Below are 24,445 nucleotides of genomic sequence, written 5' to 3' on the forward strand. Positions count from 1 at the left end.
GGGTGGGGGGCGGGAACGGCGTCGGTACGTCAGCTGGTGCGGCCCTTGCCGTCGAACCGCTTCATGCGGTCCAGCACCGACTCCGCCGTCGGCCCGTGCACCTCGTCCACGATCCGGCCGTCCGCGAGGAACACCACGCGGTCCGCGTACGCCGCCGCTACCGGGTCGTGGGTCACCATCACCACGGTCTGCCCCAGCTCGCGCACCGAGTTGCGCAGGAAGCCCAGCACCTCGGCGCCGGAGCGCGAGTCGAGGTTTCCGGTCGGCTCGTCACCGAAGATGATGTCCGGCTTGGAGGCGAGGGCGCGGGCGACCGCGACGCGCTGCTGCTGGCCGCCGGAGAGCTGGGAGGGGCGGTGCCCGAGCCGGTCGGACAGGCCGACCATCCGGATCACCGTGTCCAGCCACTCCTTGTCCGGCTTGCGGCCCGCGATGTCCATCGGGAGGGTGATGTTCTCCAGCGCGGTCAGCGTGGGCAGCAGGTTGAACGCCTGGAAGATGAAGCCGATCTTGTCCCGGCGGAGCCTGGTGAGCTGCTTGTCCTTCAGCGAGCCCAGCTCGGTGTCGCCGATGCGCACCGAACCGGAGGAGAAGGTGTCGAGACCGGCCACGCAGTGCATCAGCGTGGACTTGCCGGACCCGGACGGACCCATGATCGCGGTGAACTCGGCCTGCCGGAACTCGACGGAGACCCGGTCCAGGGCGACCACCTGGGTCTCGCCCTGCCCGTAGATCTTCGACAGCTCCGTGGCGCGGGCGGCCACCGCGGTGGTCCGGTCGGCGAGGGGAGTCGTGGTCACGGCAAGGGGCTCCTGTCAGGACGGGGATCGGGGGACTCGTCCATCGTCGCGGCCGTACGACGCCGTGTAGTCAGCCGCTGTTCCGGTTCCGGGGGGCGACTCCGGTCGGACCGGGCGGCGCCCGAGTCATACCTGGGGATGACGGGCGACCCTGAGAGGGGGCCGGCGCGGGAGGGGCGCGGAGGGGGCCCGGACGGGTGATCGTGTCGAGAACAGGTGGAGTGCCCTCGTTCGGGAGGTGAAATTCCGTCATTCCGCATGCGCGGGCGGGCGCCGCACGCAAGGCTGTTGGCAAGTGCGGATGGCGCGTTCCGAGGGCTGATGCACCCTCAGACGTCAATAAAATAAGACAACATCGGGTCGCCGTTCCGCTGTTCGGGGGACGCGTCCCGATAGGCTCGGAACCTCGATGCGGAGCCCATGGCCTGCCCGGATGGTGGAATGCAGACACGGCGAGCTTAAACCTCGCTGCCCCTCGCGGGCGTACCGGTTCGAGTCCGGTTCCGGGCACCTCCGACGCCCTCGGATCGTGTGCATCATGCACCGAAATCTGGCGCCGAGCCGTCACCCCGCCGCCCCCTCCGGACGGCGCTCACCGCCTCCTCCGGACGGCGCTCACCGCCTCCCGGGTGACGAGATCGTCACCGCGGGGCCACGGTTCGGTCCCTCACGTGCCGGGAATCACCCGGCCGCGTAGCGTGTTGCGCAGCACGTGGGGGGAAAGATCCTCCCCAAGCACTAGGGTCATTCCTTTGCCTGTCTATTACTCTTGAGCCAAGGCTACGCAGGGTGGCCATGGAGGAGTGAAATGAGGAGCAGCAACCCGGTCTTCTCGCGACGGGGGTTCAGCCGCGACAACGGCTACGCGGGCTTCAACACCGCGCCGCAGGCCGGGGGCGCAGCTGTGGGCACGCAGGGCAACCCGTACGCCACGGGCAACCCCTACGCGCAGCCCGGCGCCGGCGGCAACCCGTACGCGCAGAACCCTTACGCCCAGAACCCGTACGCCCAGGACCTGCAGCACGGCGCCCCGCCGCAGGCCCCGGTCGCCACCGGCAACCGGATGACGATGGACGACGTCGTCATGCGCTCGGCCATGACGCTCGGCACCGTCGTCGTCGGTGCCGTCCTGGCCTGGGCCCTCCTGCCGGTCTCGTCGAGCAGCTACGGGCTCGCCATCGGCGCCGCGCTGATCGCCTTCGTCCTGGCGATGGTGCAGTCCTTCAAGCGCAAGGCGTCCCCCGCGCTGATCCTGTCGTACGCCGCCTTCGAGGGCGTCTTCCTCGGCGTGATCAGCGAGATGTTCAACACCCAGTGGTCCGGCGCGCCCTTCCAGGCGGTCCTCGGCACCATGGCCGTCTCCGGCGCCACGCTGCTGATCTACAAGGCCGGCTGGATCCGCGTGACCGCGCGCTACGCCCGGATCGGCCTGGCGATCGCCATGGCGTTCATCCTGGTCATGGCGGTCAACCTGCTGCTGGTCGTCTTCGGTGTCGCCGAGGACGGCGGCCTGCGCAGCATGGGCCCGCTCGGTGCGATCGTCGGCATCATCGCGATCGTGCTCGGCGCGTTCTTCCTGACCCTCGACTTCAAGCAGATCGAGGACGGCATCGCCTACGGCGCGCCGCGCGAGGAGTCCTGGCTGGCCGCGTTCGGTCTGACCATGACCCTGGTCTGGATCTACATCGAGATGCTGCGGCTGGTCGCCATCTTCTCGGGTGACGACTGATCCGCCCCGGCCGCCGGGCGGTGATGACATGACGAAGGGCCCCGGGGACGTCCCCGGGGCCCTTCGCCGTGCGCGGGGTCAGAACCGGCGCGCGGCCCTCCTCAGGTCGTACTCGTGGATGATCGCCTTGGCGTGGCCGTACGCGAGGTCGTACTCGTGGCGCAGCCAGCTGACCTTCTCCTCGAAGCGGAGCGCCGGGCCTTCTTCGACGGTGCGCAGCCAGTCGGACACCTCACGACCGGTGCAATGGGGGATGCGGGCGAGCAGATTGCGGTGGGTCTCCTCGGAGAAGACTTGGGACATCGGCGCCTCCATACGCAACGGGATGTAAGCCGGTCCTTCAGGTCACCGTGCCTGAGCGTTCGCCCGTTGGCAACAGTGCCGGTGTCCGTTGGAATCGGCCCCCGCGCGGGGCGTAGGGTCGCGGCGTGGTTGATACGACGCCTTTGAGCCGTGCCGTGGATCACTTCGCCGACCGGCTGCGCGCCGCGCCGCAGAGCCGGCTGCAGCGCAGCGCCGCCGGGGCGGCGCTGGAGCTGGCCAGGGAGCTGGCCCGGTGGGCGCAGGAGCTGGAGACTCCCGGGGTGGAGCCGCGGGTCATGCCGGACGCGGGGATGTTCGCGGCGGCGGATCAGGTGAGTGTGGCCGCGCATGATCTCGCGGTCGTTCTGCGCAGTGACGCCGAGGTGGCGGAGGCGGTGCGGCTGGTGGAGGAGGCGCAGAAGAAGGCGGGGGTCTGAAGGCTGATCGGCGGGTGCGGGTGAGTGGGGGCTGGTCGCGCCGTTCCCCGCGCCCCTTCAGCGAGTCACCCGCGCCCTCAGAGGCTCGCGATGACCCGGTCCGCCAGGATGTAGACGTTCTCGTCGCCGCACTCGAAGGTCAGGGTGTACGCGCCGGAGATGCCGGAGCCGCCGAGCAGGACCGGGCTCTGGCCGGCCTGGAGGGCGGCGGCGAGGCGTTCGGCGGTCTCGCGGTGGCCCGGGGTCATGCACAGGGTGGTGCCGTCGGCGAAGACGTAGACGTCGAGGGTGCCGAGCGGGCCCGGGCGGACGTCGGTGAGCGCGGTGCGGGCGGCGGCCAGCTCCTCCAGGATCGCGACGGTGCGTTCGTGGTCGTTCACGACCGGTGACGCGACCGGGACGAAGTCCGGGTGGGAGGGGTGGCGGCGGCGGGCGGCGGCCAGTTCGGGCGAGTCGCCGGGGAACTCCTCGGGCTCGGCGACCGGCTCCAATCCCATGAAGTCGGCCTGGCGCGGCAGGAAGAAGTCGCTGTCGGCGAGGGAGAGCAACGACGGGGCGTCGGAGATGTCACGGGCCTCCTGGGCCGCCCAGAACGCGCGGGCCTCGGCCAGCTCGCGTTCACGCTCCTCGGCGAGCGCCTCGGCCACGGCCGCGCGTATCTCGTCCGTGTCCGCGGTGGTGCGCGCGGCGGGCACGTGGACGGTGGCCCCGCGGGTCCCGCGGGCCTCGGCGAGCTCGGCGTGCAGGGCCGCGACCTGGCGGCGCAGCTGCAAGAGGGTGCGCAGGACGGCGACGCCCACGGCGCCGGTGGCGGCCGTGGTGACCAGCAGGGCGATCGGCAAGGCGCTCACTGACGTACTCCCGGTTCAAGGTCGACCCCCGACTTCCTACATCAGCTTGAGGGGTGAACTAACCAGCTGTCAGTGCGTAACGTCACGAAACGGACAGGTCCTTGGGGTGGGGGTGTCCGGTGTTACCGCCCTGACCTGCGGAGTTCTCTGTGCCGAGGGATAAAGGTCACATCCTGAGGGAGATTGGATCACGAAACGGCCCAGAACCCTGGTGGTTTCCGGGTTCCGGGCCGTCAGGTGACGGTGGGTGGTATGGCGGTCACCCAGGGGCGCGGTTCAGCTCAGGCGCTCGATGACCATCGCCATGCCCTGGCCGCCGCCGACGCACATCGTCTCCAGGCCGAACTGCTTGTCGTGCCACTGGAGGGAGTTGATGAGCGTGCCGGTGATGCGGGCGCCGGTCATGCCGAAGGGGTGGCCGACGGCGATGGCGCCGCCGTTGACGTTCAGCTTCTCCAGCGGGATGTTCAGGTCCCGGTAGGAGGGGATCACCTGGGCGGCGAACGCCTCGTTGATCTCGACCAGGTCGATGTCGTCGATGGTGAGTCCGGCGCGGGCCAGCGCCTGCCTGGACGCCTCGACCGGGCCGTAGCCCATGATCTCGGGGGAGAGGCCGGAGACGCCGGTGGAGACGATCCGGGCCAGCGGGGTCAGGCCCAGCTCGCGGGCCTTGGTGTCGGACATGATGACCAGGGCCGCGGCGCCGTCGTTGAGCGGGCAGCAGTTGCCGGCGGTGACCAGGCCGTCGGGGCGGAAGACCGGCTTGAGGCCGGAGACGGCCTCCATGGTGACGCCGGCGCGCGGGCCGTCGTCCTTCGAGACGACGGTGCCGTCGGGCAGCGTGACCGGGGTGATCTCGCGCTCCCAGAAGCCGGCCTTGATGGCCTCCTCGGCGAGGTTCTGCGAGCGCACGCCGAACTCGTCCATCTCCTGGCGGCTGACGCCCCAGAAGCGGGCCAGGTTCTCGGCGGTCTGGCCCATGGCGATGTAGGGGTCGGGCAGCAGGCCGTCCTCGCGCGGGTCGTGCCAGGAGGCGCCCTCGGACTCGGCGACGGCGGCGGTGCGGGCCACGGCGTCGGCGAAGAGCGGGTTCTGGGTGTCGGGCATGCCGTCGGAGGTGCCCTTGACGCTGCGGCTGACCATCTCGACGCCCGCGGAGATGAAGACGTCGCCCTCGCCGGCCTTGATGGCGTGCAGGGCCATCCGGGAGGTCTGGAGCGAGGAGGAGCAGTAGCGGGTGACGGTACAGCCCGGCAGGTGGTCCATGCCCATCTGCACGGCGACGATCCGGCCCAGGTTGTGGCCCTGCTCGCCGCCGGGCAGGCCGCAGCCGAGCATCAGGTCGTCGATGTCCTTCGGGTCCAGCTCGGGGACCTTGGCGAGCGCGGCCTGGATGATCGTGGAGGTGAGGTCGTCGGGGCGCAGGTCCTTGAGGGAGCCCTTGAAGGCGCGGCCGATGGGGGAGCGGGCGGCTGAGACGATCACGGCTTCGGGCATCACGGCTCCATGGCGGTACGGGTGGACGGGCAGGGCTGGTTGGGAAGTTACCCGTACGTATGCGCGCGGTCACGACGTACGCGGTGTGACATGGACCGCAACTTTCTAAGCGCTTGCTTGCCTTGCGGGATCGGGGCGGTCGCACCGCCGGGACGGCCGCGCGCTGACTGCCGGGTACCCACGTGGCGGCCCGCCTTCCGGCTGGCGGGCCCCCGCCGTCCGGCTGGCGAGGGCCGGCCCCGTCAGGCGCCCGCCGTCCGGCTGCCGGGCGCCCGTCGTCCGGGTGTCAGGCGCCCGCCGTCCGGCCGGTTGTCAGGCGCCCACCGCTGTCAGGCGCCCGCCTGGCTGCCCGTGTCCGCGTGTTCGTCCAGGTGCTCCGCCGCCACCTGCCGCCGGCGCCGGCGCTTCAGCAGCGCCCAGGGGCCGCGCGGACCCGTGGGCATGGCCGCGGTGACCTCCGTACCGGCCTCCGACGCGGCCTCGGCGGCGGCGCGGGCGACCGGCAGGAAGCCCTCGCGGCGGGAGAGGTCCGGGCGGTCCTCCTCGGCCGGCCACAGGCCCAGGGCGGCGCACACGGTGGGCAGGACGGCCATCGCGGCGGTGGCGTACCCCTCGGCCGAGGGGTGGTAGCTGTCGGGACCGAACAGCTCACGCGGGTGCTCGGCGAACTCCGGGCCCAGCAGATCGCCCAGCGACACCGTACGGCCCCCCTGCTCCACCACGCCGATGGTCTGCGCGGCGGCCAGCTGGCGCGAGGCCCGGCGGGCCAGCCAGCGCAGCGGCTGCTGCACCGGCTCGATGGTGCCGAGGTCGGGGCAGGTCCCCACGACCACCTCCGCACCGGCCGTCCGCAGCCGCCGGACCGCCCCCGCCAGATGGCGGACCGAGCGGGTGGGCGGCATCCGGTTGGTGACGTCGTTCGCCCCGACCATGATCACGCACACGTCGGGCACCGGCCGCGGACCGGCGAGGACCAGCGCCACCTGCCGGTCGAGGTCGTCCGACATCGCACCCGGCACCGCCACGTTGCGCAGCTCCACCGGCCGCTCCGCGACCGCCGCGAGCCCGGAGGCCAGCAGCGCGCCCGGCGTCTGCCCGGCCCGGTGCACGCCCTGCCCGGCCGCGGTGGAGTCGCCCAGCAGGGTGAGCCGCAGCGGCTCCTCGCCCGGAGTCGCGTAGCCGCCGCCGTACAGGCCGTCCGCCTTCGGCACGTACGGCGAGGAGCCGTTCGCCTGCACCTGGCGTCTGGCCAGCTGCGCCTCGGCCAGCAGCAGGCCGACGAGCGCCGCGCCGACCAGACCGATGCCACCGCCGCCGTACGCGGCGCCGGCCGCGATCCGCCGCGCCACCCTCGCCCTCGACATGCTGGTCATGCGTCGCCGCCACCTCCCTCATTGCCGTACAACCACTCCTTGCCCCGTACCGGGCGTCCGCCAATCGCGACCGTCAGTGAACGACCACCGCGAGGTGCGGCCCCGCCGCCGCGTTGCCGCCCGCCGGGCGCCCCGCGGGCGACGACGGGAATGGGGCGAAAGGGCCTAGGCTGGCGGCACCACGACCACTTCTTTTGCAGCAACCGGAGACAACGGTGCAGTTCCACGACTCGATGATCAGCCTCGTCGGCAACACCCCGCTGGTGCGGCTCAACAGCGTGACCAAGGGCATCAGGGCGACCGTCCTGGCCAAGGTGGAGTACTTCAATCCGGGCGGCTCCGTGAAGGACCGCATCGCCCTGCGGATGATCGAGGCGGCCGAGCGGAGCGGGGAGCTGAAGCCGGGCGGCACGATCGTGGAGCCGACCAGCGGCAACACGGGCGTCGGCCTGGCGATCGTGGCCCAGCAGAAGGGCTACAAGTGCATCTTCGTCTGCCCGGACAAGGTCTCCACGGACAAGATCAACGTGCTGCGCGCCTACGGCGCCGAGGTGGTCGTGTGCCCGACCGCGGTCGCCCCCGAGCACCCGGACTCGTACTACAACGTCTCCGACCGCCTGGTCCGCGAGACGCCGGGCGCCTGGAAGCCGGACCAGTACTCCAACCCGAACAACCCGCTCTCGCACTACCACTCGACCGGCCCCGAGCTGTGGGAGCAGACGGAGGGCCGGATCACCCACTTCGTCGCGGGCGTCGGCACCGGCGGCACCATTTCCGGCACCGGCCGCTACCTGAAGGAGGCCAGCGACGGCCGGGTGAAGGTCATCGGCGCCGACCCCGAGGGCTCCGTCTACTCCGGCGGCTCCGGCCGGCCGTACCTCGTCGAGGGCGTCGGTGAGGACTTCTGGCCGACCGCCTACGACCGGACCGTCGCCGACGAGATCGTCGCCGTCTCCGACAAGGACTCCTTCCAGATGACCCGCCGCCTCGCCAAGGAGGAGGGCCTGCTGGTCGGCGGCTCCTGCGGCATGGCGGTCGTCGCCGCGCTGCGCGTCGCCGAGCGGCTGACCGAGGACGACGTGGTCGTCGTGCTCCTCCCGGACAGCGGCCGCGGCTACCTCAGCAAGATCTTCAACGACGAGTGGATGGCCGACTACGGCTTCCTGGAGGACGCCGGCCCCAGCGCCCGCGTCGCCGACGTGCTGGAGCACAAGGAGCACGGCGCCATGCCGTCGCTGGTCCACATGCACCCGGACGAGACGGTCGGCCAGGCCATCGAGGTGCTGCGCGAGTACGGCGTCTCCCAGATGCCGGTCGTGAAGCCGGGCGCCGGTCACCCCGACGTCATGGCCGCCGAGGTCGTCGGCTCGATCGTCGAACGCGAGCTGCTCGACGCGCTGTTCGCCCAGCGCGCCTCCCTGGACGACCCGCTGGAGAAGCACATGTCCGCGCCGCTGCCGCAGGTCGGCTCCGGCGAGCCGGTCGGCGACCTGATGAACGTGCTCGGCCAGGCCGACGCCGCGATCGTCCTCGTCGAGGGCAAGCCGACCGGTGTGGTCAGCCGGCAGGACCTGCTCGCGTTCCTCGCCAAGAACGCCAAGTAGGCCGGGGCGCCGGTCGGCGGGGGGCGCCGGTCGGCCGGAGCCGCCGGTCGGCCGGGTGCCTTCGCGGCCTCCCGGGGCGGCGGACGACGTGGGGCTGCCGGGGGCTGCCGGGGCGCCTTCGCGGCCTTCCCGGCAGTCGACGAGCGGGGCGGCCGGGGGCGCCTTCGCGGCCTGCCGGGCAGTCGACGACGCGGGGCGGCCGGGGGCGCCTTCGCGGCCTGCCGGGCAGTCGACGACGCGGGGCGGCCGACGATGCCGGGCAGTCGGGGAGACGGCACGGTGAAGCCGTGGTGAACCGCCGGTGTCGGTGGCGAACTCGCGGTGACTTGTGGGGGTTTGGGTCGCGCGGAAGCGGTACGAGGGTGTCACGTCCGCGCAGCACCCGCTTAACACGGGACCGGCAGAGTAGGGGTGTCGGCAGGGGCGGGAGCGGCTCCCCGCTCCGACCGGCGACCAGCGGCGCCAAGGACCTCCGGAGCGGCTCCCGGACCTCCATGGACGCCACGGACGCGCCAGCCCGGCCCTGACCCGGCCCGCGTCCCTCGCGGGGACCGCCGTCGTCCCGCCCCCCGGAAACGGGGGTGCGGCGGTCCCCGCGCAAGTCGTCTCCCCGCGTGGCGCCCCGGCCGGGGCTCAGTCCTCCCGGCCGGAGCCGTCGCCGCGTCGCCCCCGCCCGCCGAACAGGCCGGGGTGCAGACGGGCCGCCTGGACCGCGTTCACGCCGACGATCCCCAGCCACGCGGTGACCAGGCCGGGCAGTCCCCCGATCCCCCCGCCGATCGCGGACAGCGGCACGGCCAGGACCAGCGAGACGATCCCGAAGCCGAACCGCTCGCCCCAGGAGTCCGAGCCGTCCGGCGACCGGGTCTCCCGCGCCGCCGCCAGCTGCTGCTCGGCCAGCTGCCGCCGCACCCGGCGCTCGACCGCGTCGTCGATGCGCCGGTCGACCTTCTCCAGGAAGGAGTCCACCAGCGCCGGCTCGTACTCCTCGCCCAGGTCCTGCCGCGCGCGCAGCGTGGCGTCGAGTTCCTTCTTCAGGTCGGTGTCCCGCCCGTCCATTCCGGTCATGACCCCCACGGTAGGAAGCGAGGGCCGCGGCGGCACTGGGGACAACCCCCCTGTTGCCCGGCCGCGTAGGAGAATCTGTTGCCCGGCTGCATAGGAGAATGCAGAGTTTCCGTTACCTGAATAGACGACCTGGTGACGCCAGGCCTGGTGACGACGGGCCTGGTGACGCCAGACCTGGTGACGACAGGCCCGGCGAGGACGGACCCGGTGACGACGGACCGGACCCGGTGACAAGGGGGAGCACGGCATGAGCCCGACCGACAGCCCTGCCGCACGACTGCAGGCGCTCTTCGAGGGGCACCGGCTCACGCCGACCCAGCGCCGCATCGCGCACAGCATGGTGCGCCGCGCCGCCGACGTGCCGTTCCTGTCCAGTGTGGAACTCGCCGAGCTGGCCGGGGTCAGCCAGCCGTCCGTGACCCGCTTCGCCGTCGCCCTCGGCTTCGACGGCTACCCGGCGCTGCGCCGCCACCTGCGCGAGGTCGCCCCCGCCGAGCAGCCCGCCGCGGACGCCGGGGCGTTCAACGAGTACCAGCAGGCCGTCGAGGCCGAGATCGAGAACCTCCGGCACCTCGCCGAGGCGCTGGCCGACCCGCGCCCGGTGCAGCGCGCGGGCCGCGTCCTCGCCGCGAGCCGGCCCCTGCCCGTCCTCGGTCTGCGCGCCGCCGCCGCCCAGGCGCACGGCTTCGCCTACTTCGCGGCCAAGGTCCACCCGGACGTACGGCTGCTCAACGAGGGCGGCACGATGCTCCAGGACCGCATCGACGGCGCCGTCCGCGCGGGCGCCACCGCCCTGCTCTGCTTCGCGCTGCCCCGCCACCCCCGCGAGGTCGTGGACACCCTCGGCCACGCCAGGGAGGCCGGCCTGACCGTCGTGACCGTCGCCGACTCCGCCTTCGCCCCGGTCGCCAAGGTCTCCGACCTGCTGCTGCCCGCCGCCGTCGGCACCGGCCTCGCCTTCGACACCGCCTGCGCGCCGATGCTGCTCGGGCGGGTGCTGCTGGAGGCGATGTGCGACGACCTGCCGGACGCCCAGGCGCGGCTGGAGGAGTTCGACGCGCGGGCGGCGGCCCGCGGGCTGTTCGTGGAGTGACCGCCCTCGCGCCCGCCCTCGCCCTCGCGCCCGCCCTCGCCCTCGCGCCCGCCCTCGCCCTCGCGCCCGCCCTCGCCTGCGCGCCCGCCTTACCCGCGCGTCCCCCCTTGCCCGCGTGCGCGCGCGTTCTCAGACTCGTCTCAGGTTCCGGCGCTAACCTGCCGGGCCGTCAGTGTCGTGCCGGACGACGAGGAGGCGGAACGTGGCACGCGGAGGTCAGGGACTGGCTCGGGTGGCAGTCGTCGTACGGGCGGGCGCCGCGCCGTTGTGGTGGCTGGGCGTCTGCGCGGCCGGGATCGGCCTGGCGATCCCGGGACTGACGGGCCGGCGGATCGGGGTGTACGCGGGTGCCGCGCTGTTCATCGGGGCCGCCGCGGTGGTGGCCGGCGCCCGCCGCCGGCGCTACGCCGGGCTGACCCGCGCGACGGCCCGCGCCGGGAAGTACGACGTCCTGCAGGACCGCGCCGTGACGACCCGGACCTGGCGGCGCGGGCACCGCTGGTGGCTGCTGCTCGGGTTCCTGGCCGCGCTGGGCGCCAACGCCGCGGTGCCGGTGGCCGGCGGGCTGCTGCTCGCCGGGTGCGGGGTGGGTCTGTGGCTGAAGGCGGCGTGGCTGGGCCGCCGGGAGCGGGCGCAGGAGGAGCTGCTGTGGGTGCGGGTGGACTGGCTCACCGCGCGCGGCGGCCGCCCGGCCGGCAAGGCGGTCAGGGCGTACCGCAGCACGGGTGTCGCGGCGGGCGACGCCGCCCCGGGCGGGGCGCGCCGCCGCACCACGGTGCAGAGCGGGGCGCGGCGCCGCACCGCGGCGCTGGTCTGACCCGCCCGGCGGAGGAGGAGCGGGTCGGACCTCCGGCTCAGACCTCCAGCTCCTCCTCGATCCTCTTCAGCTGGTGGCGGGCCATCGCCAGGTTGGCCCGCTTGGCGTCGAGGGCGAGGTAGAGGAAGAGCCCATTGCCGCCGCGGCTCTTGAGCAGCCGGATCAGGTGGTACTGGTCGGACAGGGTGATCAGGATGTCCTCGATCTCGCTCTTGAGGCCGAGGTGCTCCATGGTGCGCATCTTGGCGCGCACCACGTCCGTGTTGCCCGCGGCGGCGATGTTCAGGTCGAAGCTCTTGCTGCCGCCCAGCGTGCCGAGCGCCATGCCGCTGGTGTAGTCGACGAGCGCGACACCGGTGGCGCCCTCGATGGAGGAGAGCGCTTCCTTGAGGGCGGTCTCGGTGTTGGCCATGGTGGTGGGTCCTCTCAACTCTCGGTGACGGTGTGGGTGGTGCGGTGCGCCGTCTCGACCAGCTCCCCGATGCGGGCGCCGGCCCGGCGGCCCTCCAGGTGGAGCCGGCCGACGTTGACGCGGTCCTGCGCGAGCAGCGTGAGCACGGCGGTGCGGCCCGCCGCGTACGTCGCCACATAGCCCCGCTCGCCGCGCACGAGCAGCTCGCGCAGCCCGCCGCGGCCGGTGGCGTCGGTCAGCCGCACCGCGACGCCGAGTGCGGCGGCGGTCAGCGCGGCCAGGCCCTCCGGCTCGACGCCGGGGGTGTCGTGGGCGAGGACGAGGCCGTCCACGCTGGCGGCGAGGGCGCCGGTCAGCTGGGGCATGCGGGCCCTCAGCAGGTGCAGTTCATGGAGGATGTCGGGCTCGGCCGCCATCGGTTCTCTCCTCTCGGCGCGCACGGCGGTCTCGGCGGTCTCGGCGATCCCGGCCGCCCCCGGCGTCCCCGCCGTCCCAGTGATTCCGGCGGTTCCGGCGGTTCCGGCTGTCCCGGTGGTCTCGGCGATCGCGGTGGGCGGTCGGTGCCGTTCAAAGGGCCTCCAGCGCATCCCTGAGCCTCTTCAGCAGGGCGATGTCGGGGTCGGTGACCTCGGGCGGCGGGAACGGTGACGGGGACTGCCCCGGCCCCATCCCGGACCCCGGCCCCGCCCCGGAACGCGGCCGTGCTCCGTGCCGCGGCCGGGACCCGCGCGGGGAGTGCGCCGGGTGCGGTGGGGTGGGTGGGGTGGGTAGGGCCGGCGGGGTCGGTGAGGGCTGCGGGCGCGGTGCCAGCAGTCCGGCCGCGGCCAGGTGCCGTACGTCCACCAGGGTGTGGAAGCCCGGCCGGCCCAGCTCCCGGGCGATGTCCGCCGCCGTGCGGACGCCGTCCACCAGGTCCAGCACCGCCTGCCGGCGGGGCGGCAGGGGCGGCACCGGATCGGTGCCGGGCCGCAGCAGCGGGGCGCTGTCGGTGGCCGGGTCGGGCCAGACGCGCCGCAGCAGCTCCCGCCGGCGCACGGTCTCGCGTTCGACGTCGGCGACCGGCACCGGGCGGAACAGGGCGGGCGGGCGCGGCTCGCCGTAGCGGAACCGTCCGGGGGTGCTGCTCGGCTCGAGCGCGAAGTACGCCGCGTCGAACAGGGCCCCGAGGTGGCACAGTTCCAGCGCGCCCGCCGGGAGGCGGCCGCCGTCCACCAGCAGCCGCCCGGCGTCCTGCCCGGCCCCCGCGCGGTCCACCGCGTCCCGCCAGGCGGCGGCGTCCAGCGTGCCGTGCGCCGTCAGCAGGACGTCGAGACCGGGCGCGGCCGGGCTCTCGGCGTGCACCACGCGGCCCTCGGCCAGGTGGAGCGTGCCGCGCTCGCGGACCAGGACGCCGGTGGCCCGCTCGGCGGCGAGCCGGGACAGCATCGGCGACAGTCCGGCCGCCACCCGGGCGGCGGCACCCGCGCGGTCGCGCAGCGGTAACGGGGGAGTGGTGCCGACGGCTCTCATGCCAGGACCAGCCGTCCGGCCAGCTCGCCCAGCCGGATGCGGGCGAGGGCCAGATTGCCGTCCGCGCGGCCGAGCCACACGTGCAGGAACACCGTGCTGTCGAACGACGTCGGCACGAACCGCAGCACGTGGTACGAGTCCCGGTTGCTGATCAGCAGGTCCTCGACCGGCGGATCCGCCTCGCCGGGGCCGCCGTCCGGGGCGAACGTCTTGTGCTCGGCGGCGAGCCGGGCGAGTTCCGCCGACTCGGCGCAGGCCGCCTCCGCGTCACCGCCGGGGAACTCCCCGACGACACCGAGCGCCAGCCCGCTCGTCCAGTCCACCAGCGCGGCACCCCGGGCACCGGGCAATCGCATGGCGTCCAGCAGGCACTCGTCGATTCCGGGCACCGTGGCTCCCCTCCCCGCCTGGCGTTCCGTCGAGTGACACCGACGCTACGCACCGTGCGGACGAGGGGTGAGGGTTCTGGCATTTTCCACGGGAACATGCGTCCGGCGTACTAGTGTGGGTCGGCTGACCACGTGTCCCCGCCGGAGCAACGAGGGTTCAGCTTACGGCTGTTGGAGCCCGGTCAGCGCGTCGGCGCGGGTCCCGCCGGACTCGGCCACGATCTCCTGGAGCGTCTGCGGCTCCCGGACGGTCGCGAAGGCCACCCCTCCGGCGCCGTCGGGCACGAAGCCGTGGATGCCGGGGCGGGCCAGCGAGTTGTACGCGTAGTGGTGGGCGAAGTAGTACGCGCCGGTGTCCAGCGCGGCCGCGTAGTCCCCGGGTTCGAGCAGCGGCAGGGCGCGGGCCTCGGCGAGCAGGTCGCCGGCGAAGCAGGCGGGGCCCGCGATGTCCTGGACGGTCTCCGGGCCCTCCTTGGGGCGGCCCTTCGCGTCGTAGGCCGCTATGCGCAGCGGCCACGCGGAGGGCGCGTAGACCGTGCGGGTGGCCACCTGGACGCCCGCGTGCGTCACCGCCACCGGGCGCCCGCCCGCCGTCTTGGTGTACTCCACCCGCGCCACCACCGTGCCGTGCTTGGCCAGCAGGGAGCGGCCGAACTCGGTGACCAGGCCGTAGCGGCCGTCGAAGAGCGCCGGGACGGCCTCCCGCATCAGGCGGGCGTACTGCGCGTACGTCGGGCTCGTCTCGTCGGAGGCGAAGTTCACCGGCAGGCCGCCGCCGATGTCGATCGTGTCGATCTGCGGGCGGCCGACCCGCCGGTTGATCTCCTCGGCGAGCGCGTGGACCTCGGCGATCCCCCGGGCCATCAGCGACAGGGGGATGCCCTGCGAGCCGGTGTGCGCGTGCAGCCGGGTGAGCCAGGGCCGGTCGGCGTACGCCCGGATCACCCAGTCCCGCGCGCCCTCGTCGCGCAGCGCCACGCCGAACTTCGAGGTGGCCGTCGCGGTGGACAGCGCCTCGATGGAACCGCCGCCGACCTGCGGGTTCACCCGCAGTCCCAGCGGTGAGCGGCTGGGCGCGGACGCCATCAGCGCGTCGAGGCGGGCCAGCTCCTGCGGGTTGTCCGCGTTGACGGCGATGCCCAGCGCCAGCGCCTCGCGCAGCTCGGCCGGGGTCTTCGCGGGGGAGTCGAGCACGGTCCGCTCCGGCGGCATGCCCGCCGCGCGGGCCAGGGCCAGCTCGCCGGGGCTCGCCACCTCCGCGCCGATCCCCTCCTCGCGCAGCAGCCGCAGCACGGGCACCAGCGGGGTCGCCTTCACCGCGAAGGCGTGCAGCACCGGGGTGCCCGGCGCCACCACCGCGTCGAACGCGGCCCGCAGCTCGGCGGCCGACTCACGGATCCCGGTGACGTCGAGCAGCCCGACCAGCGGCGTGGCGGGGCCCAGCAGGCCCTGCTCCACCGCCGCGCGGACCGCGTCGTCCCGGCGGGCCGCCCGCGCGGTACCACCCGGCTCGTCGTGCGTGGCCCGCTCGCCCGGCTCGCCCCGCTCGCCCGGCTCGCCCCGCTCGCCCGGCTCGCGCCGCGAGCCCCGCTCGTCCGGCGCGGCCCTGCCGTCGCCTCGCTCGCCGCGCTCGTCCCGCGCGGCCCTTCCGTCACTCACGTCGACCACAGCATCCCCCGTCGTCTCGTCGCCCGGTCCAGGTCTCCGGGTCCCCCTCCAGCGAAACATCCGCGGCGCGCCCGTGCCGGGACACCGATGTATTGACTAGGTCTATTCAGAGCGTCAGGATGTGAATAGCCGTAGAAACAAAGATCGTCGTCCGCCAGGAGGCATGCCATGTCAGGACCCCGCCCCGTCCGAGCACCGCGCGGCACGGAACTGAGCGCCCTGGGATGGCAGCAGGAGGCCGCCCTGCGGATGCTGCAGAACAACCTGGACCCCGAGGTCGCCGAGCACCCCGACAAGCTCGTCGTCTACGGCGGCACCGGCAAGGCCGCGCGCGACTGGCGCTCCTTCGACGCCATGGTGCGGACCCTGAAGGGGCTCAAGCAGGACGAGACGATGCTCGTGCAGTCCGGCCGCCCGGTCGGCGTCATGCAGACCCACGAGTGGGCGCCGCGCGTCCTCATCGCCAACTCCAACCTCGTCGGCGACTGGGCCAACTGGGAGGAGTTCCGCCGCCTGGAGCAGCTGGGCCTGACCATGTACGGCCAGATGACCGCCGGCTCCTGGATCTACATCGGCACCCAGGGCATCCTCCAGGGCACCTACGAGACCTTCGCCGCCGTCGCCGCCAAGAAGTTCGGCGGCACCCTCGCCGGCACGATCACCCTCACCGCCGGCCTCGGCGGCATGGGCGGCGCCCAGCCGCTCGCCGTGACGATGAACGACGGCGTGGCGATCTGCATCGACTGCGACCCGCGCGCCATCGACCGCCGCATCGAGCACCGCTACCTCGACGTGCGGGCCGACAGCCTCGACCACGCCCTCCAACTCGCCACCGAGGCCCGCGACGCGCGCCGCCCGCTGTCCATCGGCGTCCTCGGCAACGCCGCCGAGCTGGTGCCGCAGCTGCTCGCCATGGGCGCGCCGATCGACATCGTCACCGACCAGACCTCCGCCCACGACCCGCTGTCCTACCTCCCGGCCGGCGTCGCCTTCGACGAGATGGCCGCCTACGCCGCGAAGGACCCCGCCGGGTTCACCACCCGCGCCCGCGAGTCCATGGCCCGGCACGTCGAGGCCATGGTCGGCTTCCAGGACGCCGGCGCCGAGGTGTTCGACTACGGCAACTCCATCCGCGGCGAGGCGCAACTCGCCGGGTACGATCGCGCGTTCGCTTTCCCCGGCTTCGTCCCCGCCTACATCCGGCCCCTGTTCTGCGAGGGCAAGGGCCCGTTCCGCTGGGCGGCGCTCTCCGGCGACCCGGCCGACATCGCCCGCACCGACAAGGCGATCCTGGAACTCTTCCCCGAGAACGAGTCCCTGGCCCGCTGGATCAAGATGGCCGGCGAGCGAGTGCACTTCCAGGGCCTGCCCGCGCGCATCTGCTGGCTCGGCTACGGCGAGCGGGACAAGGCCGGCGAGCGGTTCAACGACATGGTGGCGAGCGGGGAGCTGTCCGCACCGGTCGTCATCGGCCGCGACCACCTCGACTGCGGCTCCGTCGCCTCGCCGTATCGCGAGACCGAGGCGATGCTGGACGGCTCCGACGCGATCGCCGACTGGCCGCTGCTGAACGCCATGGTCAACGTGGCCTCCGGCGCGTCCTGGGTCTCCCTCCACCACGGCGGCGGCGTCGGCATGGGCCGCTCCCTCCACGCGGGCCAGGTCACCGTCGCCGACGGCACCCCGCTCGCCGGCGAGAAGATCCGCCGCGTGCTGACCAACGACCCCGGCATGGGCGTCATCCGGCACGTCGACGCCGGCTACGACATCGCGGAGTCGGTGGCCGAGCGGCGGGGTGTGCGGGTGCCGATGCGTGAGGGTGACGACACGTGAGCGAGCCCTCCTTCCAGGAGATGTGGCGGGAGTTGCTGCCCATCGGGCGGCACCCCGGCTCCGGCGGCTACCGGCGGTTCGCGTGGACCGGGGCCGACCGGGAGTGCCGGGCCTGGTTCGAGGAGCAGGCCCGGAGCAGGGGGCTGGCGTACGAGGTGGACCGCAACGGCAACCAGTGGGCCTGGCTCGGGGACCCCGCCGCCGGGGACGCCGTCGTCACCGGGTCGCACCTGGACTCCGTGCCCGACGGAGGGGCCTTCGACGGGCCGCTCGGAGTGGTGTCCTCCTTCGCCGCGCTGGACGAGCTGCGCCGCAGGAACGCACGGCTCACCAAGCCGCTCGCCATCGTCAACTTCGGCGACGAGGAGGGCGCCCGCTTCGGGCTGGCCTGTGTGGGCTCCCGGCTCACCGCGGGCCGGCTCGGCCGCGAGCAGGCCCACCGCCTCACCGACGGCGACGGCGTCACCCTGGCCCAGGCCATGGAGGCCGCCGGACACGACCCCGACGCCATCGGCCCGGACCCCGAACGCCTCGCCCGCATCGGCGCGTTCGTCGAACTCCACGTCGAGCAGGGCCGGGCACTGGACCTGACCGGTGACGCCGTCGGCGTCGCCAGTGCCATCTGGCCGCACGGGCGCTGGCGGTTCGACTTCCGCGGCGAGGCCAACCACGCGGGCACCACCCGCCTCGCCGACCGGCGCGACCCCATGCTGCCGTACGCCGAGACCGTGCTCGCCGCTCGCCGCGAGGCCCGGCTCGCCGGGGCCGTCGCCACCTTCGGGAAGATCGCCGTGGAGCCCAACGGCGTCAACGCGATCCCCTCCCTGGTGCGCGGCTGGCTCGATTCCCGCGCCGCCGACCAGGACACCCTCGACACGGTGGTGGACGGCGTGGAGCGGGCCGCCCGCGAGTACGCCGCCGCGCACGGCGTCGACCTCGACGTGGTCCGCGAGTCGTTCACCCCCGTCGTCGAGTTCGATCACGCCCTGCGCGACGAACTCGCCCGCATCCTCGGCACGGACACCGACCTCAAGGTCCCCGTCCTCGGCACGGGTGCCGGACACGACGCCGGGATCCTCGCCGGGACCGTGCCGACCGCCATGCTGTTCGTGCGCAACCCCACCGGTGTCTCGCACTCCCCGGCCGAGTCCGCGACTGAGGACGACTGCGTGGCCGGGGTGCTCGCCCTCGCCGACGTACTGGAAGGACTGGCCCGCACGTGACCAAGGCGACCTACTGGCTGGAGCACGCCTGGCTCGGCGACCGCGTCGAGTCCGGCGTGGCCCTGGAGACCGACGACGGGCGCATCACCGCCGTCCGGACCGGCACCGGCACTCCGCCGCCCGGCGCCGAGGTGCTGCGCGGCCTGACCCTGCCCGGCCTCGCCAACGCGCACAGCCACGCCTTCCACCGCGCCCTGCGCGGCTCCGCCCAGGTCGGCAGCGGCACCTTCTGGACCTGGCGCGAGGTCATGTACGCCGTCGCCGACCGGCTCACCCCGGACACCTACCACGCCCTGGCCCGCGCGGTGTACGCCGAGATGGCCCTCGCCGGCATCACGGCCGTCGGCGAGTTCCACTACGTGCACCACGCCCCCGGCGGCACCCCGTACGCCGACCCCAACGCGATGGGCGAGGCCCTGATCGCGGCCGCCGCCGAAGCCGGCATCCGCATCACCCTCCTCGACACCGCCTACCTCTCCGCCGGCTTCGGCCAGCCGCCCGACCGCCATCAGCTCCGCTTCTCCGACGGGGACACCGAGGCCTGGGCCGAACGCTGTTCAGGTCTCAAGGAACGCGATCACGCGCGGATCGGGGCGGCCGTCCACTCCGTACGGGCCGTGCCCGCCGACCAGTTGGCGACCGTGGCCCGCTGGGCCGACGAGCGGCGGGCCCCGCTGCATGTGCACCTGTCCGAGCAGACCGCCGAGAACGACGCCTGCCGGGAAGTCCACGGGTGCACCCCGGCGCAGCTCCTCGCCCAGCACGGCGTGCTGGGCCCGCGCACCACCGGCGTGCACAACACCCACCTCACCGCCGAGGACATCTCCCTCATCGGCTCCACCGGCACCGGCACCTGCATGTGCCCGACCACCGAGCGGGACCTCGCCGACGGCATCGGACCGGCCGTCGCCCTGCAGAACGAGGGCTCCCCGCTCTCCCTCGGCTCCGACAGCCACGCCGTGATCGACCTGCTGGAGGAGGCGCGGGCGATGGAGCTGAACGAGCGGCTGCGCAGCCGCACCCGCGGCCACTGGACGGCCGCCGCCCTGCTGCGGGCGGCCACCGCCGACGGCCACGCCGCCCTCGGCTGGACCGACGCCGGCACCCTGGAGCCCGGCGCGCTCGCCGACTTCACGACGATCGCGCTCGACACGGTCAGGACGGCAGGGCCGCCTGTGCGGCTCGGGGCCGAGACGGCCGTATTCGCCGCGTCGGCAGCGGACGTGTCGCACACGGTCGTGGCAGGCCGGCACGTCGTGCGGGACGGGGCGCACTCCCTCGTACCGGATGTGCCGGGAGCCCTCGCGGACGCCGTCGCAGCCCTGCGCGGATGAACCGGGGCAGCGCACCCGTCCCGTCCCCCGCCCCCGATCCCACCGCCGACCAGGCCACCAAGGACGCCATGAGCAACGCGACGACCGTCAGCCCCGCCCACTCCGCGAGCACCGCGAGCACGCTCATCACCAACATCGCCGCTCTGGTCACCAACGACCCCTCCCTCGGTGACAATTCCCCCATCGGACTGGTCCGGGACGCGGCCGTCGTCATCGACGGCGACCGCGTCGCGTGGACCGGTGAAGCAAGCAAAGCACCCGCCACTGACAATCGGGTCGACGCGGGCGGCCGGGCGGTCCTCCCCGGCTTCGTCGACTCCCACTCCCACCTGGTCTTCGCCGGCGACCGCACCGAGGAGTTCAACGCCCGCATGTCCGGGCGGCCGTACAGCGCGGGCGGCATCCGCACCACCGTCGCCGCCACCCGCGCCGCCGGCGACGCGGAACTGGAGGCGAACCTCACCCGTTACCTCACCGAGGCGCTGCGCCAGGGCACGACCACCTTCGAGACCAAGTCGGGCTACGGCCTGACCGTCGCCGACGAGGCCCGCGCCCTGCGGATCGCCGCCGCCCACACCGACGAGGTCACCTACCTCGGCGCCCACATCGTCCCCCCGGACCACGCCGACGACCCGGCCGCCTATGTCGCCCTGGTCACCGGCGAGATGCTGGACGCCTGCGCGCCGTACGCCCGCTGGATCGACGTCTTCTGCGAGCAGGGCGCTTTCGACGGCGACCAGGCCCGCGCGATCCTCACCGCGGGCAAGGCGAAGGGCCTGCACCCGCGCATCCACGCCAACCAGCTGTCGTACGGCCCCGGCGTCCAGCTCGCCGTCGAGCTGGACGCGGCCAGCGCCGACCACTGCACCCACCTGACGGACGCCGACGTCGACGCGCTCGCGAGCGGCCGTACCGTCGCCACCCTCCTGCCCGGCGCCGAGTTCTCCACCCGCGCCCAGTGGCCGGACGCCCGCCGGCTGCTCGACGCGGGGGTGACGGTCGCCCTGTCCACCGACTGCAACCCGGGCTCGTCGTTCACCTCGTCCGTCCCGTTCTGCATCGCCCTCGCCGTGCGGGACATGGGCATGACCCCCGACGAGGCGGTCTGGTCGGCCACGGCGGGCGGCGCGGCGGCCCTGCGCCGCACCGACATCGGCCGCATCACCCCGGGCGCCCGTGCCGACCTGATCCTGCTCGACGCCCCGAGCCACGTGCACCTGGCCTACCGGCCGGGCGTCCCCCTGGTCGCCGGCGTGTGGCGCCGCGGCACCCGCGTGGTCTGACGCCGGTTCGGGACGGGAACCGGCGCGACCCCACCGGGCGGCGCCCGTTCACGCGCTCACGCGCCGGCGCGACCCCCACCGGTCCGTGCGCCCTCACGCGTCACGAGCCGGCGCGCAGCAGCCGGACGGGGTGCGTGTCCGGGGCTCCCGCGTGGGCCTCGGGGCCGTGGGCCGCCCGGCGCCGGGGACCGTGACCGTCGTCCTGGCCGACCCGTCCCGTCCCCGCCTCCTCGCAGCCGTCGACCCGCCGGTGGTGTGACCTACCGGCGGGTCGACGGCTCATAGGGGAGGAAGGGGACCCGCGGGGAAGGGGTTTCCGCGGGTGACGGGACAGCGCGGAGCAGGAGTCCGGTCCCGCCGCGCGCGGGAGGTCACTCCTCGACCGTCAGCCCCTTGCGCAACCGCCCCAGCGTGCGTGCCAGCAGCCGGGACACGTGCATCTGGGAGATGCCCAGCTCCTCGCCGATCTCCGACTGGGTCAGGCCGGCGACGAACCGCAGGGACAGGATCTTGCGGTCCCGCGGCGCGAGCTCGGCGATCAGCGGCTTGAGCGACTCGATGTACTCGATGCCCTCGAGCCCGTGGTCCTCGTAGCCGATACGGTCCGCCAGCGCGCCCTCGCCGTCGTCCTCCTCGGGCTGGGCGTCCAGCGACGAGGCGGTGTACGCGTTGGACGCGGCCATGCCCTCGACGACCTCGTCGGCCGAGATGCCGAGCCGCTCGGCCAGTTCGGCGACGGTCGGCGCGCGGTCCAGCCGCTGCGCCAGCTCGTCACCGGCCTTGGCCAGGTCGAGCCGGAGTTCCTGGAGCCTGCGCGGGACGCGCACGGACCAGGAGGTGTCGCGGAAGAACCGCTTGATCTCGCCGATGATGGTTGGCATCGCGAACGTCGGGAACTCGACGCCGCGGCTGAGCTCGAAGCGGTCGATCGCCTTGATCAGGCCGATCGTGCCGACCTGGATGATGTCCTCCATGGGCTCGCTGCGGGAGCGGAACCGGGAGGCGGCGAACTTGACCAGGGCGAGATTGAGTTCGACGAGCGTGTTGCGGACGTAGGCGTGTTCGTGTGTGCCTTCCTCCAGCGACTCCAGCCGCTCGAAGAGGGTCTTGGACAGGGCCCGGGCGTCCTCCGGGGCCACTTGGTCGTACGGGGGGATCTCCGGGAGTCCGGTGAGGGCGTCTGCGGTGACGCCGTCGGGGGCGATGGGATCCAGATGTTCCGGAGGTGGTGTCGACGTCGCCTGATGGGTATGCGATTCGTCGAGCCGGGGTGACATGATGTCCTCCATCGTTCTCGGCATATGGCTGCCGAAGCCAGTACGTGCACTGCGGTGTGCGGCGCCTCCAAAGCCGGCCGTGTCGGGTACGCGTTCCTACTAGCCCTACCGGTTCTCCCGAAGAGACCGCAAGTGCGTTCTGTGGTAGTATGTCCGTTTTTGTATGAATGGTCGGCTGTCGAAGAGCGCCAGGAAGGCGTAGTGTTCGAGGGCGAACAGTCAGCAGCCACGACCTCGGGAGAGAGACGGCATGGACCACGGGACGGTCGGCAGCGCACAGTCGGGCCGACTTCTGGTGGAGGTGCGGGAAGCGGGCTCCAGTGCCGTTGTGACTCCGGCGGGTGAGCTCGATCACCACACCGCCGATCTGTTGCGCGAGCCACTCGAGGAATGCCTCGCCAAGGGCTTCAACCGGTTGGTCGTGGATTGCTCACGGCTGGAGTTCTGTGACTCCACCGGGCTGAACGTCCTGCTGGGTGCCCGCCTCAAGGCGGAGGCCGCGGGCGGCGGGGTGCACCTCGCCGCGATGCAGCCGGTGGTGGCGCGCGTGTTCGAGATCACCGGAGCGGAGGCGGTCTTCACCGTCCACGACACCCTCGAGGCCGCCCTCCCGGAGGGCGACGTCGGCTGAGCGCGCGCTGTCGGGTCCCGCTGTGACCGGGGGGTGCCGAAAGGGTGCGTGTGCCGAAAAAGGGGGTGTCCCTCCGGCCCGCTCGGGCAGGAGACACTCTGGTTCGGCACCCGTAAGGAACTCTTGAATCGTGAACTGGTGAATCGGTGAGGTGAAGCGCTGATGAGCACCACCCGGCCCTACCCGCCGGGCGAACGCGGCCCGGAGCCCAGCGGCGCTTCCGGGGTGCCGGAGGGAGGCGTGCCCGCCTCCTCGCAGGGACGGCAGGTCCGCAGGCTGAGCTTGGCCGGTGCGGCCGGGGTCGTGCCGATGGCCCGCGATTTCGCCCGCCAGGCGCTGTACGCGTGGGGCTGGCTGCCGGCGTCCAGCGCGGACCAGCGGGCCGCGGCGGAGGACGTGCTGCTCGTCGTCTCCGAGCTGGTCACCAACGCCTGCCTGCACGCCGAGGGCCCGGACGAGATGGCGATCTCCTGCGACAACAAGGTGATCCGCATCGAGGTCTCCGACCGCGGCACCGGCCAGCCCGCCCCCCGCACCCCCCACCGCGCGGGCCGCCCCGGCGGCCACGGCATGTTCATCGTCCAGCGCCTCTGCCTCGACTGGGGCGTCGTCCGCGCGCCCGGCGTCGCCGGCAAGACGGTCTGGGCCGAGCTGGGCGCCCCGGCGTAACCCACGGCCTGCCGAGGCCCGCGCGGCCCCGGTCCGCCCCGCCCGCCCGCCGGCGGCTCGCCCTGCCCGGCCGCACGCGACCGGCCGGCCCGCCAGGGCCGCACTCCTCGGCCTTTCGCGGCCCGGTCCGCCGCCGACGCCACCCCTGCATCGCCGACGATCACCAGTCGTTTTCGGCCAAATACTCGCGAACCCTGTCCCCCGCGGCCGACCGCCCCCACGCCCTGCCCAGCCGTACGTCACAGCCGTACGACGTCATCGGCACGCGCGCCTGCCGGGCCGTACGTCACCGGCATCCCAGCGCCCTGCCCACCCGCACGCCACCGGCACGCGCGGGCCCTGCCCAGCCGTACGCCGCCGGCACGCGTGCGCCTTGCCGGGCCGTACGTCACCGGCACGCGCGCCCTGCCGCCCAGCCGTAGGTCACAGCCGTACGACGTCACCGGCACCCCGCCCCCTCCCGGCCCGGCGTCCCCGCCGGACGCCGCCCGTTCGCCGGGCCGGTGTCCACCCGGACCCGGCGCAAGCCGGAGAACGGCGGAGGGGCGGCCGCCGCCACAGAGGGGGGGCCCCCGCCCGGGGGGGGGGGGGGCGGGGCGGGGGGGTGCGCCAAAGCGAGGAGGGCCACCGGGGGGAAAACAACAC

Annotated in this window: 23 protein-coding genes and 1 tRNA gene; 12 read left to right on the forward strand and 12 right to left on the reverse strand. The window is 73.6% G+C overall.

Features of this window, described 5'->3' with window-relative positions:
* Positions 1–29: 29 nt before the first annotated feature.
* Positions 30–800 (reverse strand): ABC transporter ATP-binding protein, encoded by a 771-nt coding sequence (locus AB0K92_RS06100; RefSeq protein WP_365919847.1) that lies wholly within the window; start codon positions 798–800, stop codon positions 30–32.
* 427 nt (positions 801–1,227) lie between these two features.
* Between AB0K92_RS06100 and AB0K92_RS06105 the strand changes: the two genes are divergently transcribed.
* Both AB0K92_RS06105 and AB0K92_RS06110 read left to right on the forward strand, forming a co-directional pair.
* A tRNA-Leu gene (locus AB0K92_RS06105) sits at positions 1,228–1,310 on the forward strand.
* A gap of 298 nt (positions 1,311–1,608) precedes the next feature.
* Positions 1,609–2,529: a Bax inhibitor-1/YccA family protein gene (locus AB0K92_RS06110; RefSeq protein WP_365919849.1), complete on the forward strand. Its 921-nt coding sequence runs from the start codon at positions 1,609–1,611 to the stop codon at positions 2,527–2,529.
* A 78-nt stretch (positions 2,530–2,607) separates the two neighbouring features.
* Here the strand turns inward: AB0K92_RS06110 and AB0K92_RS06115 are convergent, their stop codons facing one another.
* Positions 2,608–2,832, reverse strand: coding sequence for a DUF4287 domain-containing protein (locus AB0K92_RS06115; RefSeq protein ID WP_165999479.1), 225 nt, complete (start codon positions 2,830–2,832; stop codon positions 2,608–2,610).
* A 125-nt stretch (positions 2,833–2,957) separates the two neighbouring features.
* On the opposite strand from AB0K92_RS06115, the gene AB0K92_RS06120 reads away from it, so the two are divergent.
* Positions 2,958–3,269, forward strand: coding sequence for a hypothetical protein (locus AB0K92_RS06120; protein ID WP_365919852.1), 312 nt, complete (start codon positions 2,958–2,960; stop codon positions 3,267–3,269).
* A 77-nt stretch (positions 3,270–3,346) separates the two neighbouring features.
* Here AB0K92_RS06120 and AB0K92_RS06125 read toward each other — a convergent pair whose 3' ends face one another.
* From AB0K92_RS06125 to AB0K92_RS06135, 3 genes are all read right to left on the reverse strand, one after another.
* Positions 3,347–4,120: a hypothetical protein gene (locus tag AB0K92_RS06125; RefSeq protein ID WP_365919854.1), complete on the reverse strand. Its 774-nt coding sequence runs from the start codon at positions 4,118–4,120 to the stop codon at positions 3,347–3,349.
* Between the two features lie 276 nt (positions 4,121–4,396).
* Positions 4,397–5,617 (reverse strand): acetyl-CoA C-acetyltransferase, encoded by a 1,221-nt coding sequence (locus AB0K92_RS06130; RefSeq protein WP_365919856.1) that lies wholly within the window; start codon positions 5,615–5,617, stop codon positions 4,397–4,399.
* Positions 5,618–5,946: 329 nt separating this feature from the next.
* On the reverse strand, positions 5,947–6,990 hold the full coding sequence (locus tag AB0K92_RS06135) for an SGNH/GDSL hydrolase family protein (protein ID WP_365919858.1): 1,044 nt from the start codon (positions 6,988–6,990) through the stop codon (positions 5,947–5,949).
* A gap of 215 nt (positions 6,991–7,205) precedes the next feature.
* Here AB0K92_RS06135 and AB0K92_RS06140 point away from each other — a divergent pair, with 215 nt between their 5' ends.
* The gene (locus AB0K92_RS06140; RefSeq protein WP_365919860.1) at positions 7,206–8,594 is read left to right on the forward strand and encodes a cystathionine beta-synthase; all 1,389 of its coding nucleotides are present in this window, start codon (positions 7,206–7,208) and stop codon (positions 8,592–8,594) included.
* A 633-nt stretch (positions 8,595–9,227) separates the two neighbouring features.
* On the opposite strand, the gene AB0K92_RS06145 is transcribed toward AB0K92_RS06140, so the two are convergent.
* Positions 9,228–9,653 carry a hypothetical protein gene (locus AB0K92_RS06145; protein WP_365919915.1) on the reverse strand — a complete coding sequence of 142 codons (426 nt, stop codon included), beginning with the start codon at positions 9,651–9,653 and terminating at the stop codon, positions 9,228–9,230.
* A 256-nt stretch (positions 9,654–9,909) separates the two neighbouring features.
* Between AB0K92_RS06145 and AB0K92_RS06150 the strand changes: the two genes are divergently transcribed.
* Positions 9,910–10,755 (forward strand): MurR/RpiR family transcriptional regulator, encoded by an 846-nt coding sequence (locus AB0K92_RS06150; protein WP_165999466.1) that lies wholly within the window; start codon positions 9,910–9,912, stop codon positions 10,753–10,755.
* 202 nt (positions 10,756–10,957) lie between these two features.
* Complete coding sequence (locus AB0K92_RS06155; RefSeq protein WP_365919863.1) at positions 10,958–11,572, forward strand: hypothetical protein; 615 nt, start codon at positions 10,958–10,960, stop codon at positions 11,570–11,572.
* A 37-nt stretch (positions 11,573–11,609) separates the two neighbouring features.
* Here AB0K92_RS06155 and AB0K92_RS06160 read toward each other — a convergent pair whose 3' ends face one another.
* The 5 genes from AB0K92_RS06160 to AB0K92_RS06180 all read right to left on the reverse strand — a co-directional run bounded on the left by AB0K92_RS06160 (position 11,610) and on the right by AB0K92_RS06180 (position 15,610).
* A complete protein-coding gene (locus AB0K92_RS06160; protein ID WP_365919865.1) occupies positions 11,610–11,984 on the reverse strand; it encodes a hypothetical protein in 375 nt (124 codons plus the stop codon).
* A 14-nt stretch (positions 11,985–11,998) separates the two neighbouring features.
* Positions 11,999–12,400, reverse strand: coding sequence for a roadblock/LC7 domain-containing protein (locus AB0K92_RS06165; protein ID WP_166004952.1), 402 nt, complete (start codon positions 12,398–12,400; stop codon positions 11,999–12,001).
* Between the two features lie 151 nt (positions 12,401–12,551).
* Positions 12,552–13,493: a transcriptional regulator gene (locus AB0K92_RS06170; RefSeq protein WP_365919867.1), complete on the reverse strand. Its 942-nt coding sequence runs from the start codon at positions 13,491–13,493 to the stop codon at positions 12,552–12,554.
* Positions 13,490–13,882, reverse strand: coding sequence for a hypothetical protein (locus AB0K92_RS06175; RefSeq protein ID WP_165999460.1), 393 nt, complete (start codon positions 13,880–13,882; stop codon positions 13,490–13,492). The genes AB0K92_RS06170 and AB0K92_RS06175 overlap by 4 nt, the downstream gene beginning before the upstream one ends.
* 162 nt (positions 13,883–14,044) lie before the next feature.
* Positions 14,045–15,610 (reverse strand): diaminopimelate decarboxylase, encoded by a 1,566-nt coding sequence (locus tag AB0K92_RS06180; RefSeq protein ID WP_365919869.1) that lies wholly within the window; start codon positions 15,608–15,610, stop codon positions 14,045–14,047.
* A 108-nt stretch (positions 15,611–15,718) separates the two neighbouring features.
* On the opposite strand from AB0K92_RS06180, the gene hutU reads away from it, so the two are divergent.
* Genes hutU through hutI form a run of 4 tightly spaced genes read left to right on the forward strand, consistent with a single transcriptional unit; the run spans position 15,719 to position 21,223 of the window.
* Positions 15,719–17,383: a urocanate hydratase gene (hutU, locus tag AB0K92_RS06185; RefSeq protein ID WP_365919871.1), complete on the forward strand. Its 1,665-nt coding sequence runs from the start codon at positions 15,719–15,721 to the stop codon at positions 17,381–17,383.
* 20 nt (positions 17,384–17,403) lie between these two features.
* Positions 17,404–18,606 carry an allantoate amidohydrolase gene (locus AB0K92_RS06190; protein WP_365919916.1) on the forward strand — a complete coding sequence of 401 codons (1,203 nt, stop codon included), beginning with the start codon at positions 17,404–17,406 and terminating at the stop codon, positions 18,604–18,606.
* Positions 18,603–19,940, forward strand: coding sequence for a formimidoylglutamate deiminase (locus tag AB0K92_RS06195; RefSeq protein WP_365919873.1), 1,338 nt, complete (start codon positions 18,603–18,605; stop codon positions 19,938–19,940). Before AB0K92_RS06190 ends, AB0K92_RS06195 begins: the two co-directional genes overlap by 4 nt.
* Positions 19,937–21,223, forward strand: a complete 1,287-nt coding sequence (gene hutI, locus AB0K92_RS06200; protein ID WP_365919875.1) for an imidazolonepropionase — start codon at positions 19,937–19,939, stop codon at positions 21,221–21,223. Before AB0K92_RS06195 ends, hutI begins: the two co-directional genes overlap by 4 nt.
* Positions 21,224–21,594: 371 nt before the next feature.
* On the opposite strand, the gene AB0K92_RS06205 is transcribed toward hutI, so the two are convergent.
* Positions 21,595–22,512 (reverse strand): RNA polymerase sigma factor SigF, encoded by a 918-nt coding sequence (locus AB0K92_RS06205; protein ID WP_365919877.1) that lies wholly within the window; start codon positions 22,510–22,512, stop codon positions 21,595–21,597.
* A gap of 238 nt (positions 22,513–22,750) precedes the next feature.
* Between AB0K92_RS06205 and AB0K92_RS06210 the strand changes: the two genes are divergently transcribed.
* A complete protein-coding gene (locus AB0K92_RS06210) occupies positions 22,751–23,131 on the forward strand; it encodes an STAS domain-containing protein (RefSeq protein WP_165999450.1) in 381 nt (126 codons plus the stop codon).
* Positions 23,132–23,293: 162 nt separating this feature from the next.
* Complete coding sequence (locus AB0K92_RS06215) at positions 23,294–23,800, forward strand: ATP-binding protein (RefSeq protein ID WP_365919879.1); 507 nt, start codon at positions 23,294–23,296, stop codon at positions 23,798–23,800.
* Positions 23,801–24,445: the final 645 nt, after the last annotated feature.

It is taken from the genome of Streptomyces sp. NPDC052687, from assembly GCF_040678395.1.
GTDB lineage: Bacteria > Actinomycetota > Actinomycetes > Streptomycetales > Streptomycetaceae > Streptomyces.

Bases quoted from the DNA above. Each gene is read 5' to 3' on its own strand.
- AB0K92_RS06145 (WP_365919915.1), bottom strand. From the start codon at position 9,653: ATGGACGGGCGGGACACCGACCTGAAGAAGGAACTCGACGCCACGCTG.
- AB0K92_RS06160 (WP_365919865.1), bottom strand. From the start codon at position 11,984: ATGGCCAACACCGAGACCGCCCTCAAGGAAGCGCTCTCCTCCATCGAG.
- AB0K92_RS06170 (WP_365919867.1), bottom strand. From the start codon at position 13,493: ATGAGAGCCGTCGGCACCACTCCCCCGTTACCGCTGCGCGACCGCGCG.
- AB0K92_RS06115 (WP_165999479.1), bottom strand. From the start codon at position 2,832: ATGTCCCAAGTCTTCTCCGAGGAGACCCACCGCAATCTGCTCGCCCGC.
- AB0K92_RS06165 (WP_166004952.1), bottom strand. From the start codon at position 12,400: ATGGCGGCCGAGCCCGACATCCTCCATGAACTGCACCTGCTGAGGGCC.
- hutU (WP_365919871.1), top strand. From the start codon at position 15,719: ATGTCAGGACCCCGCCCCGTCCGAGCACCGCGCGGCACGGAACTGAGC.
- AB0K92_RS06215 (WP_365919879.1), top strand. From the start codon at position 23,294: ATGAGCACCACCCGGCCCTACCCGCCGGGCGAACGCGGCCCGGAGCCC.
- AB0K92_RS06205 (WP_365919877.1), bottom strand. From the start codon at position 22,512: ATGGAGGACATCATGTCACCCCGGCTCGACGAATCGCATACCCATCAG.
- AB0K92_RS06180 (WP_365919869.1), bottom strand. From the start codon at position 15,610: ATGTTTCGCTGGAGGGGGACCCGGAGACCTGGACCGGGCGACGAGACG.
- hutI (WP_365919875.1), top strand. From the start codon at position 19,937: ATGAACCGGGGCAGCGCACCCGTCCCGTCCCCCGCCCCCGATCCCACC.
- AB0K92_RS06210 (WP_165999450.1), top strand. From the start codon at position 22,751: ATGGACCACGGGACGGTCGGCAGCGCACAGTCGGGCCGACTTCTGGTG.
- AB0K92_RS06130 (WP_365919856.1), bottom strand. From the start codon at position 5,617: ATGCCCGAAGCCGTGATCGTCTCAGCCGCCCGCTCCCCCATCGGCCGC.
- AB0K92_RS06135 (WP_365919858.1), bottom strand. From the start codon at position 6,990: ATGACCAGCATGTCGAGGGCGAGGGTGGCGCGGCGGATCGCGGCCGGC.
- AB0K92_RS06150 (WP_165999466.1), top strand. From the start codon at position 9,910: ATGAGCCCGACCGACAGCCCTGCCGCACGACTGCAGGCGCTCTTCGAG.
- AB0K92_RS06110 (WP_365919849.1), top strand. From the start codon at position 1,609: ATGAGGAGCAGCAACCCGGTCTTCTCGCGACGGGGGTTCAGCCGCGAC.
- AB0K92_RS06190 (WP_365919916.1), top strand. From the start codon at position 17,404: ATGTGGCGGGAGTTGCTGCCCATCGGGCGGCACCCCGGCTCCGGCGGC.